The sequence below is a fragment of the Puerhibacterium sp. TATVAM-FAB25 genome (assembly GCF_046535855.1).
GTDB classification, from domain to species: domain Bacteria; phylum Actinomycetota; class Actinomycetes; order Actinomycetales; family Cellulomonadaceae; genus Puerhibacterium; species Puerhibacterium variabilis_A.
This window is the reverse complement of the sequence record NZ_JAXUAK010000023.1, coordinates 1-13,599: the sequence shown is the minus strand read 5'-3', so window position 1 is coordinate 13,599 and position 13,599 is coordinate 1. Positions and strand designations below refer to the sequence as shown.

Sequence of the window (13,599 nt, the reverse complement as noted above, 5' to 3'; positions counted from 1 at the left end):
CACGAGCCGGGGCCCGTGCACGCCGGCGTCAGACCGCCCGGCGCTTCAGCTTGCGGCGCTCCCGCTCCGACAGCCCGCCCCAGATGCCGAACCGCTCGTCGTTCTCGAGCGCGTACTCGAGGCACTCCGCGCGGACCTCGCAGCTGCCGCACACCTTCTTCGCCTCGCGCGTCGAGCCGCCCTTCTCGGGAAAGAAAGCCTCGGGGTCGGTCTGCGCGCACAAGGCGCGCTCCTGCCACCCCAGCAATGCGTCGTCGGGCTGCTCGCCGAAAAGCGGCAGCACCGGCGCGACGCGCTCCGGACGGCGGTCGGCGTCAGACGGGAGATCGTCCCCGTCCAGCAAGTTCCACATCCCCGTGCCCCTCCACGCTCTAGGGAAACTGCATACCGGGAATTACACGCGTGTCTTTCGGGTGCGTCAAGCCAGAATGTGCTAGTGATCGGTATCGAGGCGCATTTCACCCATAATCGGCGTCATCGTCGGCGCGCTTATACCCTGATGTGGTGAACATCGCACGCGGAATGCTCAAGACGGTCGACGAGCTGACGAAAAGACTGTCGGGAGACCCGGGCCGCCCCCGGCTCACGTGGTACGGCGACGACGGCGAGCGCATCGAGCTGTCCGGGGCCGTGCTCGACAACTGGGTGAGCAAGACGACCAACCTGCTCGTCGAGGAGTTCGACGCCGCGCCCGGGGCCACGGTGCTGCTGGACCTGCCGGCGCACTGGCGCACGGCGGTCTGGGCGCTCGCCGTCTGGCGCTGCGGCGCCACCGTGCGCGTCCCGGCCCCTGACGCGGGCGGCGGACCGCGGGACGGCGCCGCCGACGTCGTCGTCACGGCGGACCCGGAGCGCCACGACGGCGCCCGCGACGTGGTCGCCGTCGCCCTGCCCGCGCTCGCCCGCACGTTCCCCGGCGCGCTGCCCCGCGGCGCCGTCGACGCCGCCTCCGCCGTGATGACCTACGCCGACGTCGTCCTCGCCGCCCCCGCGCCCGACCCGGCCGCGCCGGCGCTCGAGGCGGGGGACGTCGCCGTCGCCCACGACGACCTCTTCGCGTGGGCCGCCGACGGGTCCGCGAGCGCCGCCCCCGGCGCGCGCGTGCTCGTCCGGGGCGACGGGCCGCTGCCCGACGTCCTGCGGCGCCTGGTCGCGGTCTGGGCCGACGGCGGCTCGGTCGTCCTCGTCTCCGCCGCGACCGCCGCCGCGCTCGACGCCGACCCCGCCCGGCGCGAGCGGCTCGTCGCGCAGGAAGGGGTCACCGACGCCGCGCCCGCGGCCTGACGCGCGCCGGGCGCGGCGCCGCGCACGGACCGGACGGGGCCCGGGACGCGGTCGGACGCGGTCGCCGCGCCCGCGACGGCCGGTCAGCGCCCGGGCGCCGTGCCCCAGGCCACGAGGCCCGTCCCGGCGCCCGGGAAGGCCCGCTGCACCACCCGGAACGGCCAGGTGCCGGCGGCGATGACCGCGCCCTGCACCGCCGAGGACGGCTGGAAGAGCCGGCCGCTGCGGGCCGTGCGGTCCGCCACGTCCTGCTCCCGCACGTCCAGCCGCCCGTGGGCGATCCGGTTGCGCACCGCCTCCAGGACGTAGCCGAGCGGCATGCCGTACAGCCGGGTGCCGACCTCCTGCAGCCCGGCCCCGCTCAGGAGGCCGGCGAGCGCCCGCGGCTCGTAGCGGCGGAAGTGCCCGACGGCCTCGTCCATCGCGCCGTACCGGGACGGCCAGGCGGGCGTCGAGACGAGGAGCAGGCCGCCGGGGCGCAGCCGGGCGACCCACTCGGCCACGGCCGCCCGGTCGTCCTCGATGTGCTCGACGACCTCGAACGCGCACACGAGGTCGAAGCCCTCGGCGTCGTCGACCTCGGCCAGCGGGCCGTGCACCAGCGTGGCGCCGAGCCCGGCCTCGGTCATGCGCCGCCGCGCCACCTCCACGCTCGCGCCGTCGAGGTCGACGCCCGTGTAGTCGTGCCGCGCCGCCAGGCGGACGCCCACGGCGCCCTGCCCGCAGCCGACCTCCAGCACGCGCGCACCGGCGACCGGCAGCTCGGCGTCGAGGACACGGGACACCACGTCCCAGCGGAGCCGGGCGTACGGCGTGAGCGGCGGCAGCGGCACCAGAAGACCTCCGTGGGTGGTCGAGCGCGTCGACGACGGTCCCGGCCGCAGGAGGAGCGCCTCCCTAGGCTGGGCGTGTGACCCACACCCTAGCCAGGGCGAGCACGACCGACCGCCTGGCTCTCACGCTGAGCGCGACGGCCGCGGCCGCGTTCGCGCTCGTGCAGGCGTTCGCCGTCGCCCCGTTCGTCTCGGGCGACGAGCAGGCCCACCTCGACTACGCCTACCAGGTGTGGCACGGCCGGCTGCCGGTCTTCGAGGAGGGGCTGGCGCTGCGCCCGGAGCACGCGTGGATCCCCGAGGTGCAGTGGACCGCGCAGCACCCGCCGCTGTACTACCTGCTGCTCGCGCCGCTCGTCGGCCCGCTCGCCGACGCCGGCCACCCGGTGGTCGCGCTGTACGCCGGCCGGTTGCTGGGCGCGGTCCTCGCCGCCCTCCTCGTGGTCGTCGCGCGCTGGGCGGCGGCGGGGCTGACGGGCCCGCGCTCGCCGCTGCCGACCGTCGCGGCGTTCGTGGTCGCGTGCAGCGCCGTCGTGGCCCAGGTGAGCGGCACGGTGTTCAACGACCTGCTCGCGGCCCTGCTCGTCACGGTGCTGCTGGGGCTGGTGGCGCGCCTCGTGCGCGCGGGGGTGGCGTGGCCCCTCGTGGCCGCGACGGCCACCGTCGCGGGCGCCTGCGCCCTGACCCGCACGTCCGCGATGATCACGGCGGCGGTCTGCCTCCTGGCGGCCGGCGTCGCCGGCCTGCTGCACCGCCAGGTCGCCCGCACCGCCGCGCTGACGCTCGCCACCGTCGTCGCGGTGGTGGGGACGGCGGGCTGGTTCTACGCCCGCAACGTCCGGCTGACGGGGAACATCACCGGTGGCCACCCCGAGTGGGCGGCCGAGAACCAGGGCCGGGAGGTGCGCACGCTCCCCGAGGTGCTGGCCGACCCGGAGACCTGGGACCGCCTGCCGAACCTCTTCTGGTGGGGCCCCGCGGTCCCGCGCGCGTGGGCCGTCGACGTGCTCGTCGGGCTGCCGCTGGCGGTCGCCCTCCTCGGCGCCGTCGTGGCCGTGGTGGGGCGCCGTCTGCGGGGCCGGGCACCGGGCGCAGCGAGTCGCGGTCGGGTGCCCGGCGGCGGGCGGGAGCGCGCCCTGCGGGTGCTCCTCGTGCTGCTGCCCGTGGCCGCCGCCGGCGTCGCGCTGGGCGTGCAGCTCACCTACGCGACCACCGGGGGCGGCCTGTACCCGCGCTACCTGCTGCCCGTGGTGCTGCCGGTGGCGCTCGGCGTCGCCGCCGGCCTCGCGTGGGCGCCGCGCCGGTGGCCGGTCGCGGTCCTGGCGTGGGCCGGCGTCGTCCTCGTGGACGTGGTGCAGTGGCTGCGGGCCGGGGAGCCCAGCGCACCCGGCGCCGCGCTCGACCGGCCCCTGGAGACGGCGACCGGCTACCCGGCGCTCACCGGCGCCGCGTGGGCCGCCGCCGTCGCGGCCGTCGTCCTGACCGCCGCGGCCGCGTGCGCCGTGGTGCTCGCGGTCCGCGCCGCCCGGACCGCCGGCCCGGCCGGGCCCGACGGCGCCGTCACACCGGGACGGGCGCCCGCCCGAGCGCTGGCGCGGTCCGCGCGTCCCGCCGCGTGGCCAGCGCGTGCAGCACGCCGACGAGCACTGCCGTGACCGCCACGACGCCGGTGAGCACCGGGACGGCCACCAGCCACGGGGCCCCCACCGGGCTGAAGGCCGCCCAGCGGTCGGCCGCCTCGCCGAGCGACTCCCCCGGGCCCCGGTAGAACCCGGTGAACCCGAGCGCGAGCCCGTAGCAGGTCACGGTCAGCCCGGCCACGGTGACGAAGGGCACCAGCGCCGCCGCGCGGCGCTCGTCGCGGCCCGCCAGCCGCCACAGCGCGATCGCGGCCACCACGGCGAGGGCCAGCAGCCCGGCGTAGAGGTACCGCCCCTGGTGGCCGGTGAGGCGGCCGTGCTCGGCGTAGAACCCGTAGCCGTTGGCCAGCACCGCGACGGCGAGGGTGGCCGGAAGCGCCACGAGGGTGCCCACGCTGCGGCGCAGCCCCCGGGTGGTCAGCGCGACGACGGCGAGCGCGCCGAGCACCACCGTCGCCGTGAGCCAGAAGGCCGCGGGCGTGCGGACGTCGAGCCAGCCCAGGTCGCCGAAGAAGCTGCGCGCCAGCCGCGGCCACGCCGTCGCGACGTACGTCACCGGACCCTCCGGCTCGAGGTCCGACAGCCGGATCTCGACGCCGACGGGCTGCACGGTGCCCAGGACGAGCAGGTTGCGCACCCACCACCAGCCGCCGACGACCAGGGCGGTCACGCCCATGACGAGCACCCGCCCGGCCGGGGCCAGCAGCGACGCCGCGCCACGCCTCGCCCCGCGCGGGGCCAGCAGGTACGCCAGCGCCACGACGGGCAGCAGGAACGCGGCCATGATCTTGGTCAGCAGGCCCACCCCGACGACGGCGCCCACGGCCACGGCGGTGCGCCAGGAGCCGTCCCCCGTCAGCACGCGCACGCACAGCGCGGTCACCACGGAACCCACGAGGGTCACGAGGGCGTCGTTGTTGAGCGCGCCCAGCACGTGGCCCACCTGCGGCACGAACAGGGTGAACGTCCCGGCCAGCAGCCCCGCCGCGGCGGACCCGGTGAGCCGCCGCACCGCCCAGGACGCCAGCGGCACCACCGGGACCAGCAGCAGCACGTCGAGCAGCCGCAGCGCCAGCAGCTGCAGGTCCCAGCGCCCGTCCGCGAGGCCGAGCGCGTGCAGCACCCCGGCGCCGAGCGCGTAGTACAGCGGCGGGTGCTGCGTCATCTGGTCGATGTCGGCCGGGTTGGTGGGAGACCCGTACGGCTGCGAGCTGTCCGCGTCGACGCGGACGCGCTCGGCGGCGGGCACGGGGGTGGCGTCCACGAGCTGCCGGCGGTCGTCGCGGTCGGCGAACCGCCCCGGCACGTCGGTGCCGTAGGCCACCTCCTGGCGAGCCTCGCGGATCGACAGGGACATCGCCGCCTCGCGGGGCGGCGGCCAGCCGCCGCCGTGGGCGAGCCGCACCACGCTGTTGAGGTGCTGCGGCTCGTCCGGGGCCTGGAACGGCGGGGTCAGCAGGGCCCACGAGCACGCGACCCCCGCCACGAGGACGGTGAGCAGCACGTCGAGGAGGCGGGTGCGCCGCGCGACAGGCATGGCGACAGTCTGTCGCCTCCGGCGGCCCTCGGCATGCCGCCGCAGTGTCGTCGGCCACGTCCCGGCGCCGATCCCCGCGCCCGTGGCGCACCGCCCAGGCGCGGCCTGTACGCTCCCCGCGATGACCCCCGCACCCCCTCGACCCGACGGCGCCGTGCCCGACCGGGACCTCGTGCACGTCGTGTGCGTCGTGTTCAACCCCGGCGACGAGCTGCGCGACTTCGCCGACTCGCTGCGCGACGCGACCCGCCGGCCGGTCGAGCTGACGCTCGTGGACAACGGGGGCCCGAGCGCGGTCGTCGAGGAGCTCGTGGGCGCCGGCCGCGCCGTCGTCGTCCGCCACCCCGAGGGCAACGTGGGCTACGGGCGCGCGGCCAACCTCGGCGCCGCCCGCACGACGGCGGCGTGGCTCGTGGTCGCCAACCCGGACCTGCGGTGGGCGCCCGGCGCGCTGGACGTCCTGCTCGACGCCGCGACCACCGAGCCGCGGGCCGGGAGCGTGGGCCCCCGGGTGCTCAACGCCGACGGCACGGTCTACCCGTCCGCCCGCGCGGTGCCGTCCCTCAAGGTCGGCGCCGGCCACGCCCTGTTCAGCCGGGTCTGGCCGGGCAACCCGTGGACGGCGCGCTACCGCGAGGGCGACGCGTCGCTGCACGGGGAGCGCCGCCCGGTGGGCTGGCTGTCCGGGGCGTGCCTGCTGCTGCGTCCGGAGGCGTTCGAGCAGGTCGGCGGGTTCGACGAGCGGTACTTCATGTTCTTCGAGGACGTCGACCTCGGCGAGCGGCTCGGCGAGGGCGGCTGGCTCAACCTCTACGTGCCGGAGGCGGAGGTCACGCACCTGCAGGGCACGTCGTGGAAGCACTCCCCCGCCCCGATGATCCGCGCCCACCACGCGAGCGCGCGCCGCTACCTGTTCGCCCGCTACGACCGCTGGTACCAGGCGCCGCTGCGGCTCGCGATCGCCGGCGCGCTGTACGTCCGGCAGCAGGCCGAGGTGGCCGCGTCGACGAAGGAACGGCGGCAGACGGCCTGAGGACCGGGCGTCGGGCACAATGGGGCACCATGCGCGGCATCATCCTGGCCGGTGGGTCCGGCACCCGGCTGCACCCCATCACCCTCGGCGTGAGCAAGCAGCTCGTGCCCGTCTACGACAAGCCGATGATCTACTACCCGCTGTCGACGCTGCTGCTGGCGGGCATCCGGGACATCCTGGTCATCACGACGCCGCACGACGCCGAGCAGTTCCGGCGCCTGCTGGGTGACGGCTCGCAGTTCGGCGTGCACATCGAGTACACGGTGCAGGCCGAGCCCAACGGCCTGGCGCAGGCGTTCGTTCTCGGTGAGGACTTCGTCGGCACCGACGCGGCAGCGCTGGTGCTGGGCGACAACATCTTCTACGGCCCCGGCCTGGGCAGCCAGCTCATGCGGTTCGGCGACATCGACGGCGGCGCCGTCTTCGCCTACCGGGTCGCCGACCCCACCGCCTACGGCGTGGTCGAGTTCGACGAGCACTTCAAGGCCCTCTCCCTGGAGGAGAAGCCGGCCAAGCCCAAGTCCAACTACGCGGTCCCGGGGCTGTACTTCTACGACAACGACGTCGTCGAGATCGCCAAGGGCCTGGAGCCGTCGGCGCGCGGCGAGTACGAGATCACCGACGTCAACCGCGCCTACCTCGAGGCCGGCAGGCTCCAGGTGGAGGTGCTGCCGCGCGGCACCGCCTGGCTCGACACCGGCACGTTCGACTCGCTCCTCGAGGCCTCCGACTTCGTGCGCACCATCGAGAACCGCCAGGGCCTGAAGATCGGCGCCCCGGAGGAGATCGCCTGGCGGCGCGGCTTCCTGTCGGACGACGAGCTGCGTGAGCGTGCCGAGAGGCTGACCAAGTCGGGCTACGGCACCTACCTGCTGGGCCTGCTCGACGGCTGAGCGCCGACGGCCGGCCGCTCGGGCGGGCGGCGCACCGCCGGACGAATTCACCCGTCCGCCGGCGCCGCGCGGTGACCCGCTCCCCCTAGGCTCCCGCTCGCGCCCGGCGACGGACCGGGCATGACCAGGAGCGACATCGATGCGCATCATGCAGCGTGCCCGGGTCCTGGGCGGCGTGGTCGCCGCCCTCGCCCTCGGCGCCACGGCGGCTCTCGCCGTCGCCCCCGCCTCCGCCGACGGCCGGGAGGTCGGCGGCAGCGGCCGGCAGTACTTCCTCAACGACGCGTGGTCGGGGTCCGCCAACCGCGTCTTCCAGTTCGGCGCCGAGAACGACCGGGTCTACACCGGCGACTGGGACGGCAACCGCAGCGACACCCTGGCGGTGCGCCGTGGCAACACCTACCACGTGACCAACAGGGCGAACGGCGGCACTGCCGAGACCGTGCTGCGCTACGGCAGGACCACCGACACGGTGCTGGTGGGCGACTGGGACGGCGACGGCAAGGACACCCTCGCCGTGCGCCGCGGCGCCACCTACTACTTCACCGACCGCCTCTCGGGCGGCAGCGCACAGGCCGTGGTCAGCTACGGCCGGCCGGGCGACACGGTGCTGGTGGGCGACTGGGACGGCGACGGCAAGGACACCCTCGCCGTGCGCCGCGGCAACGTCTACCACCTGAGCAACAGGCTCGCCGGCGGCCCGGCCGCCTCGGTGGTCGCCTACGGCAGGGCCGGCGACAAGGTGCTGGTCGGCGACTGGGACGGCGACGGCAAGGACACGCTCACGGTCCGCCGCGGCGCCACCTACTACATGAGCAACACCCTGCGCGGGGGCCAGGCCGCCAAGGTGCTCACCTATGGCCGCCCCGGCGACACCACCCTGGCCGGCGACTGGAACGGCGACCGCAAGGACACCCTCGGCGTCCGCCGCCCGGCACCGAAGCCGGCACCGAGGCCATCGGGCGGCGGGTCGACGACGCCGGCGTGGTCGCTGGACCGCGACTACGACTGCGGCGACTTCAGCTCCCAGTCCCAGGCGCAGTCCGCCTTCGCCTACGGGATGAGCAGGACCGGCACGGACGTCTACCGCCTCGACGGCGACAACGACGGCATCGCGTGCGAGAGCTACTTCGGCTGACACAGGTCGGTACGTCACGACGACGCGGTGGTGCGCTCCGGCGCGCCACCGCGTCGTCGTCTGCGGTCACCCGGGCCGCGTCGCCCAGGCGACCAGCCCCGTGCCGTGCGTCGGGAACGCGCGCTGCAGGATTCGGAACGGCCACGTCCCCACGGCCGTGACAGCGCCGGTGACGGCCGACGACGGCTGCAGCACGCGGCCGCTGCGGGCCGTGCGGCCCTCCATGGTCCGTTCCTCCGACACCGGTCCGCCCGGGCCGGCGAGGCGGTCGCGCGCGAGCTCGAGCAGGTAGCCCAGGGGCGCTCCGTACAGCCGGACCCCCGGGTCCTCGAAGCCGGCGGCGCGCAGCCGGCCGAGCAGCTGGCCGGGCTCGTAGCGCCGGTAGTGCCCGACGGCCTCGTCCCACGGGCCGTAGCGGTCCTGCCAGGCGGGGACCGAGAGGACCAGGCGCCCCCCGGGGCGCACGAGCCCGAACCACTCCGCGAGCGCGGCCCGGTCGTCCTCGATGTGCTCGAGCACCTCGAAGGCGCACACGACGTCGAACGTGGCCCCCGGCCCCAGCGCCTCGGCGAGGCCGTGCACCACCCGCGCACCCGGCGCGACGTCGAGCACCCGCTCCCGCGCCACGGCGAAGGCGAGGGGGTCCGGCTCGACGGCGGTGTAGTCGTGCCGGCGCGCCAGGCGGGAGCCGAACGCGCCGCGGCCGCAGCCGATCTCCAGCACCCGCGACCGCTCGCGGGGCAGCACCCGGCCGACCACGTCCCAGCGCAGCCATGCGTTGGGAGGCAGCGGGGCAGGACGTCCGCGTGGGCGCATGTCGCCTCCTTCCCGGGATGCCCACCGTAGCGGGTGGGCGGCGCGCCGGGAGGGCACGACGGCTCGAGGGGCGACGGCGTGGCGCCGCGCCGGGTCAGAGGCCGAGCACGGCGGGGGCGGCGGCCCTCCAGCGCTCGGACCAGTCCCCGATGGGCTCGACGCCCGCGGCACGCAGCGCGTCGTGGCCGAGCACGGAGTAGGCCGGGCGCGGCGCGGGGCGCACGAACGCCTCGCTCGTGGTGGGCTCGAGCACCGTGGCCAGCCCGGCGGCCGCGAGGACCTGCTGGGTGAAGCCGAACCAGGACACCTGGCCGCTCGCGGTGCCGTGGTAGGTGCCGGCCGGCGCGTCCGCGGCCACCAGCCGCACGACCAGGTCGGCGAGGTCGACCGTCCAGGTCGGCTGGCCGACCTGGTCGTCGACCACCGTGAGCCGGTCGCGCTCGGCCGCCAGCCGCGCCATGGTCTTGGGGAAGCAGCCGCCGCCGGCGCCGTACAGCCACGCGGTGCGCACGACCAGGTGGTCGGAGGCCTCGGCCCGCACCGCCCACTCGCCGGCCGCCTTGGTGCGCCCGTAGGCCGAGCGCGGCGCCACGGGCGCGTCCTCCGCGTAGGGCGTGCTCGCCGCGCCGTCGAACACGTAGTCGGTGGACACGTGCACGATCCGCGCGCCGGCCGCGGCCGCGGCCCGGGCCAGGTGGGCCGGCCCCACGGCGTTCACGGCGAACGCGTCGGCCTCGCGCGTCTCGGCGTCGTCGACGGCGGTCCATGCCGCGCAGTTGACCACGACGTCCACGCCGGCCACGGCCGCGGCCACGCTCGCCGGGTCGGTCACGTCGACCTGGCCGCGCCCGGCAGCGGCCACGTCGGCGCCGGCCGCGCGGGCGGCGGCGACCACGTCCTGGCCGAGCATCCCGGCGGCGCCGACCACCAGCCAGCGCGTGCCGGCCAGGGGGCCGGCGGCGGCGCCCGCCGAGGCGTCCTCCGGGGTGTTCACCGGGGCGTTCGCGGAGGCGTCCGTGGGAGCGTTCACGCGTAGGATCCTAAGGCCCGCCCGCCCCCTGACGAGGAGTCCCGACCCCATGCAGTACCGCGAGCTGAAGGTCCCCGGCGCGTTCGAGATCACCCCGAAGCAGTTCGGCGACCCCCGCGGCGTGTTCCTCGAGTGGTTCAAGGCCCCGGCGTTCGCCGAGGCGGTCGGCCACCCGCTCGACCTGGCCCAGGCCAACTGCTCGGTCTCGGCCGCCGGCGTCGTGCGCGGCATCCACTTCGCCGACGTGCCCCCGGGCCAGGCCAAGTACGTCACCTGCGCCAAGGGTGCCGTGCTCGACGTCGTCGTCGACGTGCGCGTCGGCTCCCCCACCTTCGGCCAGTGGGACTCCGTGCTGCTCGACGACGTCGACCGGCGCGCCATCTACCTCGGCGAGGGCCTCGGCCACGCGTTCATGGCGCTCGAGGACGACTCCACCGTGCTGTACCTGTGCTCGACCGGCTACAACCCCGGCGGCGAGCACGGCATCAACCCGCTCGACCCCGCGGTCGGGCTGCAGTGGCCCACCACCGACCGGCACGGCAACCGGATCACCCCGCTGCTGTCGGACAAGGACACCGCCGCGCCCAGCCTCTCCGAGGCCGCCGCCCAGGGCCTGCTGCCCACCTACGAGGCCGTCCAGGACTACGTCGCCTCCCTGCGTCGGTGAGGCTGCGCCGCTGACGCGGCGGTGCGGGGGCGACCCGGCGCGAGCCCGGGGGCCGCCCGCGAGTCGCCGCAGGCAACTCGGACATGTCGGTTACGGTCGTCGCGACTTTGCCGAGCCGTCGAGAGAGCCGACCTTGCGCCGTGTGATCCTGATCGCCGCCATCGCCGTCGCCGTGTGCGCGGCGGGGGCCATCGCCTACCTGACGGTGTGGAGACCGGGAGACAGCGAAGCCGTCGCGTCCCCCCGCCCGTCCGCGACGAGCTCCCCGAGCCCGTCAGCCAGCCCGTCCCCGAGCGAGCCCACGCCGACGCCGTCCGCCACCCCGAGCGAGCCCGCCGAGACTCCGTCGCCCACGCCGTCCGAGGCCCCGTCCCCCACGGCCACGGCGACGCCCACGCCGACGCCGTCCGCCACCCCGACGCCGACGCCGACCGCCCCGTCCCGCGCCACGGCCGACGTCGAGCTGTCGTTCCTCGCCTTCAACGCGGGCTCCGGAGCCGTCGAGGCGTCCGGCTACGCCACGGTGTACGAGGAGGGCGGCACCTGCACGCTCGTGCTGACCAAGGACGGCGCGACCGCCCGGGGCCAGATCGAGGGGCTGCCCGACGTGGCGACCACGTCGTGCGGCGGCCTCGAGGTGCCGCGCAGCCAGCTCTCCAGCGGCACCTGGCGCGCGGTCCTGGAGTACGAGTCGCCCACCACCGTGGGGTCCTCCGAGGCCCGCGAGGTGGTGGTCCCGTGAGCGCCCGCCTCTCCCGCGGCGTCCGGCTCGTCGCGGCCCTCTGCGCGGTCGCGGTGACGACCGCCGTGCTCACGTCGCCGGCCCAGGCCGCCTCCGGACCGTCCGCCCAGGCAGCCGGGCCGGTGCGCGCCGCCGCGATCACCGACTTCGACCCCGGCAACATCATCAGCGACGCCATCATGTACGACGGCCGCGCGATGACGACGTCGGAGGTGGCCTCGTTCGTCGCGGCCAAGGGCGCCTCGTGCCGCCCTTCCTCGGGCAACACGTGCCTCAAGGACTACCGCGAGACGACCCCGACGCGGGCCGCCACGGACCTGTGCCCGATCGCCTACACGGGTGCCAGCAGGGAGTCGGCCGCGGCGATCATCGCCAAGGTCGGCGTCGCGTGCGGCATCAACCCGCAGGTCCTGCTGGTGACCCTGCAGAAGGAGCAGGGCCTCGTCACCTCCACGGCCGGCAAGTCGGCGCGGACCTACTCGCGCGCCCTGGGCTTCGGCTGCCCGGACAACGTCGGGGGCGTCTGCGACTCGCGGTATGCGGGCTTCGCGAACCAGGTCTACTCCGCGGCGCAGCAGCTCAAGCGCTATGCCGCCTACCCCACCCGCTACGCGCACCGGCCCTACGCGACCAACCAGGTGCGGTACCACCCGAACACGGCGTGCGGCAGCTCCGCCGTCTACATCGACAACATCGCCACCGCGAGCCTGTACAACTACACGCCGTACCAGCCGAACAAGGCCGCGCTCGCCGCCGGCGTCGGCACCGGTGACTCGTGCTCCTCGTACGGCAACCGCAACTTCCACTACTACTTCAAGGCCTGGTTCGGCTCGCCGACGGGCAACCGGCCCCCCAAGGGCGAGCTCGAGACGGTCGCGGGCACGAGCACCACGACGGTCCGGGTCGCGGGCTGGGCGTTCGACCCTGACACGTCGACGGCCGTCACCCTCCACGTCTACGTCGACGGCGTCATGCACAGCACGCTGCGGGCCACCGGCTCCCGGCCGGACGTCGCCAAGACGTACGGGCGCAGCACGGCGGGCTTCGGCGGGACGATCACCGTCACGCCCGGCGACCACACGATCTGCGTCTACGCGATCAACTCGCCCCGGGGCTCCAACCCGCGGCTCGGCTGCGAGACCGTCTCGACGTCGAACGGGAAGTTCTACTACCTCAACGACTCCTGGGCCGCCGGGGAGGCGAACCGCGTGTTCGCCTACGGCAGGTCGGACGACGACGTGCTGGTGGGTGACTGGGACGGCAACCGCACCGACACGCTCGCCGTGCGCCGCGACCGCACGTACTACTTCAACAACCGCCTGGCGTCGGGCGAGGCCAGCACCGTCATGACGTACGGCAAGTCGGGCGACGTTCCGCTGGTGGGTGACTGGGACGGCGACGGCAAGGACACCATCGCCGTGCGCCGCGGGAACACGTACTACTTCAGCAACCGGCTGGCCAACGGCGAGGCGAGCACCGTGATCACCTACGGCCGCGTCGACGACGCGGTGCTGGTGGGCGACTGGGACGGCGACGGCAAGGACACCCTCGCCGTGCGCCGCGGCAACGTCTACTACTTCAACAACAGGCTCGCCGACGGCCAGGCCTCGACCGTCCTGCCGTACGGCACGACGGACGACGCCGTGCTGGTGGGCGACTGGAACGGCGACGGCAAGGACACCCTCGCCGTCCGCCGCGGCCGCACGTACTACGTGCAGAACTCCCTGCAGGGCGGGAAGGCCGACAAGGTCGTCAACTACGGGCGGGAGGACGACTCCTCGCTCGTCGGCGACTGGGACGGCAACGGCACCGACACCCCGGGGGTGCGCCGCTGACCCCTGGGGCCGGGGGGGGGGCCCCCCCCCCCCCCCCCCCCGGGCCCCCCCCCCCCCCCCCCCCGCCCCCCCGGGGGGGGGGGGGGGGGGACGCGCCGGGGGGGGGCGGGGCGGGCCGCGGGGGGGCGGCGCGGGGGGGGGGGGGGGGGGT

At 75.7% G+C, this 13,599-nt stretch carries 13 protein-coding genes; 8 read left to right on the top strand and 5 right to left on the bottom strand.

The window, feature by feature from the left end:
- Positions 1 to 28: 28 nt before the first annotated feature.
- Positions 29 to 352: a WhiB family transcriptional regulator gene (locus U5M74_RS15265; protein ID WP_084817769.1), complete on the bottom strand. Its 324-nt coding sequence runs from the start codon at positions 350 to 352 to the stop codon at positions 29 to 31.
- A gap of 152 nt (positions 353 to 504) precedes the next feature.
- Here U5M74_RS15265 and U5M74_RS15260 point away from each other — a divergent pair, with 152 nt between their 5' ends.
- Complete coding sequence (locus U5M74_RS15260; protein ID WP_410909777.1) at positions 505 to 1,284, top strand: TIGR03089 family protein; 780 nt, start codon at positions 505 to 507, stop codon at positions 1,282 to 1,284.
- 83 nt (positions 1,285 to 1,367) lie between these two features.
- Here U5M74_RS15260 and U5M74_RS15255 read toward each other — a convergent pair whose 3' ends face one another.
- Entirely contained in the window at positions 1,368 to 2,117 is a 750-nt protein-coding gene (locus tag U5M74_RS15255) for a class I SAM-dependent methyltransferase (RefSeq protein ID WP_410909776.1), read from the bottom strand.
- A gap of 77 nt (positions 2,118 to 2,194) precedes the next feature.
- Here U5M74_RS15255 and U5M74_RS15250 point away from each other — a divergent pair, with 77 nt between their 5' ends.
- Complete coding sequence (locus tag U5M74_RS15250) at positions 2,195 to 3,772, top strand: hypothetical protein (RefSeq protein WP_410909775.1); 1,578 nt, start codon at positions 2,195 to 2,197, stop codon at positions 3,770 to 3,772.
- Here U5M74_RS15250 and U5M74_RS15245 read toward each other — a convergent pair.
- Positions 3,678 to 5,294: a DUF2142 domain-containing protein gene (locus U5M74_RS15245; RefSeq protein ID WP_410909774.1), complete on the bottom strand. Its 1,617-nt coding sequence runs from the start codon at positions 5,292 to 5,294 to the stop codon at positions 3,678 to 3,680. The genes U5M74_RS15250 and U5M74_RS15245 overlap by 95 nt on opposite strands.
- 121 nt (positions 5,295 to 5,415) lie before the next feature.
- Here U5M74_RS15245 and U5M74_RS15240 point away from each other — a divergent pair, with 121 nt between their 5' ends.
- The 3 genes from U5M74_RS15240 (at position 5,416) to U5M74_RS15230 (ending at position 8,358) form a co-directional block, all read left to right on the top strand.
- A complete protein-coding gene (locus U5M74_RS15240) occupies positions 5,416 to 6,327 on the top strand; it encodes a glycosyltransferase family 2 protein (protein ID WP_410909773.1) in 912 nt (303 codons plus the stop codon).
- A 29-nt stretch (positions 6,328 to 6,356) separates the two neighbouring features.
- Positions 6,357 to 7,220 (top strand): glucose-1-phosphate thymidylyltransferase RfbA, encoded by an 864-nt coding sequence (gene rfbA / locus U5M74_RS15235; RefSeq protein WP_410909772.1) that lies wholly within the window; start codon positions 6,357 to 6,359, stop codon positions 7,218 to 7,220.
- A gap of 139 nt (positions 7,221 to 7,359) precedes the next feature.
- Positions 7,360 to 8,358: an excalibur calcium-binding domain-containing protein gene (locus U5M74_RS15230; RefSeq protein WP_410909771.1), complete on the top strand. Its 999-nt coding sequence runs from the start codon at positions 7,360 to 7,362 to the stop codon at positions 8,356 to 8,358.
- A gap of 66 nt (positions 8,359 to 8,424) precedes the next feature.
- Here the strand turns inward: U5M74_RS15230 and U5M74_RS15225 are convergent, their stop codons facing one another.
- Together U5M74_RS15225 and rfbD are read right to left on the bottom strand one after the other, a co-directional pair.
- Positions 8,425 to 9,174, bottom strand: coding sequence for a class I SAM-dependent methyltransferase (locus U5M74_RS15225; RefSeq protein ID WP_410909770.1), 750 nt, complete (start codon positions 9,172 to 9,174; stop codon positions 8,425 to 8,427).
- Positions 9,175 to 9,268: 94 nt separating this feature from the next.
- Positions 9,269 to 10,123, bottom strand: a complete 855-nt coding sequence (gene rfbD, locus U5M74_RS15220; RefSeq protein ID WP_410909796.1) for a dTDP-4-dehydrorhamnose reductase — start codon at positions 10,121 to 10,123, stop codon at positions 9,269 to 9,271.
- A gap of 130 nt (positions 10,124 to 10,253) precedes the next feature.
- Here rfbD and U5M74_RS15215 point away from each other — a divergent pair, with 130 nt between their 5' ends.
- From U5M74_RS15215 to U5M74_RS15205, 3 genes are all read left to right on the top strand, one after another.
- Positions 10,254 to 10,871, top strand: a complete 618-nt coding sequence (locus tag U5M74_RS15215; protein WP_410909769.1) for a dTDP-4-dehydrorhamnose 3,5-epimerase family protein — start codon at positions 10,254 to 10,256, stop codon at positions 10,869 to 10,871.
- Between the two features lie 142 nt (positions 10,872 to 11,013).
- The gene (locus tag U5M74_RS15210; RefSeq protein ID WP_410909768.1) at positions 11,014 to 11,613 is read left to right on the top strand and encodes a hypothetical protein; all 600 of its coding nucleotides are present in this window, start codon (positions 11,014 to 11,016) and stop codon (positions 11,611 to 11,613) included.
- A complete protein-coding gene (locus tag U5M74_RS15205; protein WP_410909767.1) occupies positions 11,610 to 13,448 on the top strand; it encodes an FG-GAP repeat domain-containing protein in 1,839 nt (612 codons plus the stop codon). Before U5M74_RS15210 ends, U5M74_RS15205 begins: the two co-directional genes overlap by 4 nt.
- Positions 13,449 to 13,599: the final 151 nt, after the last annotated feature.

Bases quoted from the DNA above. Each gene is read 5' to 3' on its own strand.
- rfbA (WP_410909772.1), top strand. From the start codon at position 6,357: ATGCGCGGCATCATCCTGGCCGGTGGGTCCGGCACCCGGCTGCACCCC.
- U5M74_RS15265 (WP_084817769.1), bottom strand. From the start codon at position 352: ATGTGGAACTTGCTGGACGGGGACGATCTCCCGTCTGACGCCGACCGC.
- U5M74_RS15240 (WP_410909773.1), top strand. From the start codon at position 5,416: ATGACCCCCGCACCCCCTCGACCCGACGGCGCCGTGCCCGACCGGGAC.
- U5M74_RS15215 (WP_410909769.1), top strand. From the start codon at position 10,254: ATGCAGTACCGCGAGCTGAAGGTCCCCGGCGCGTTCGAGATCACCCCG.
- U5M74_RS15230 (WP_410909771.1), top strand. From the start codon at position 7,360: ATGCGCATCATGCAGCGTGCCCGGGTCCTGGGCGGCGTGGTCGCCGCC.
- U5M74_RS15225 (WP_410909770.1), bottom strand. From the start codon at position 9,174: ATGCGCCCACGCGGACGTCCTGCCCCGCTGCCTCCCAACGCATGGCTG.
- U5M74_RS15245 (WP_410909774.1), bottom strand. From the start codon at position 5,294: ATGCCTGTCGCGCGGCGCACCCGCCTCCTCGACGTGCTGCTCACCGTC.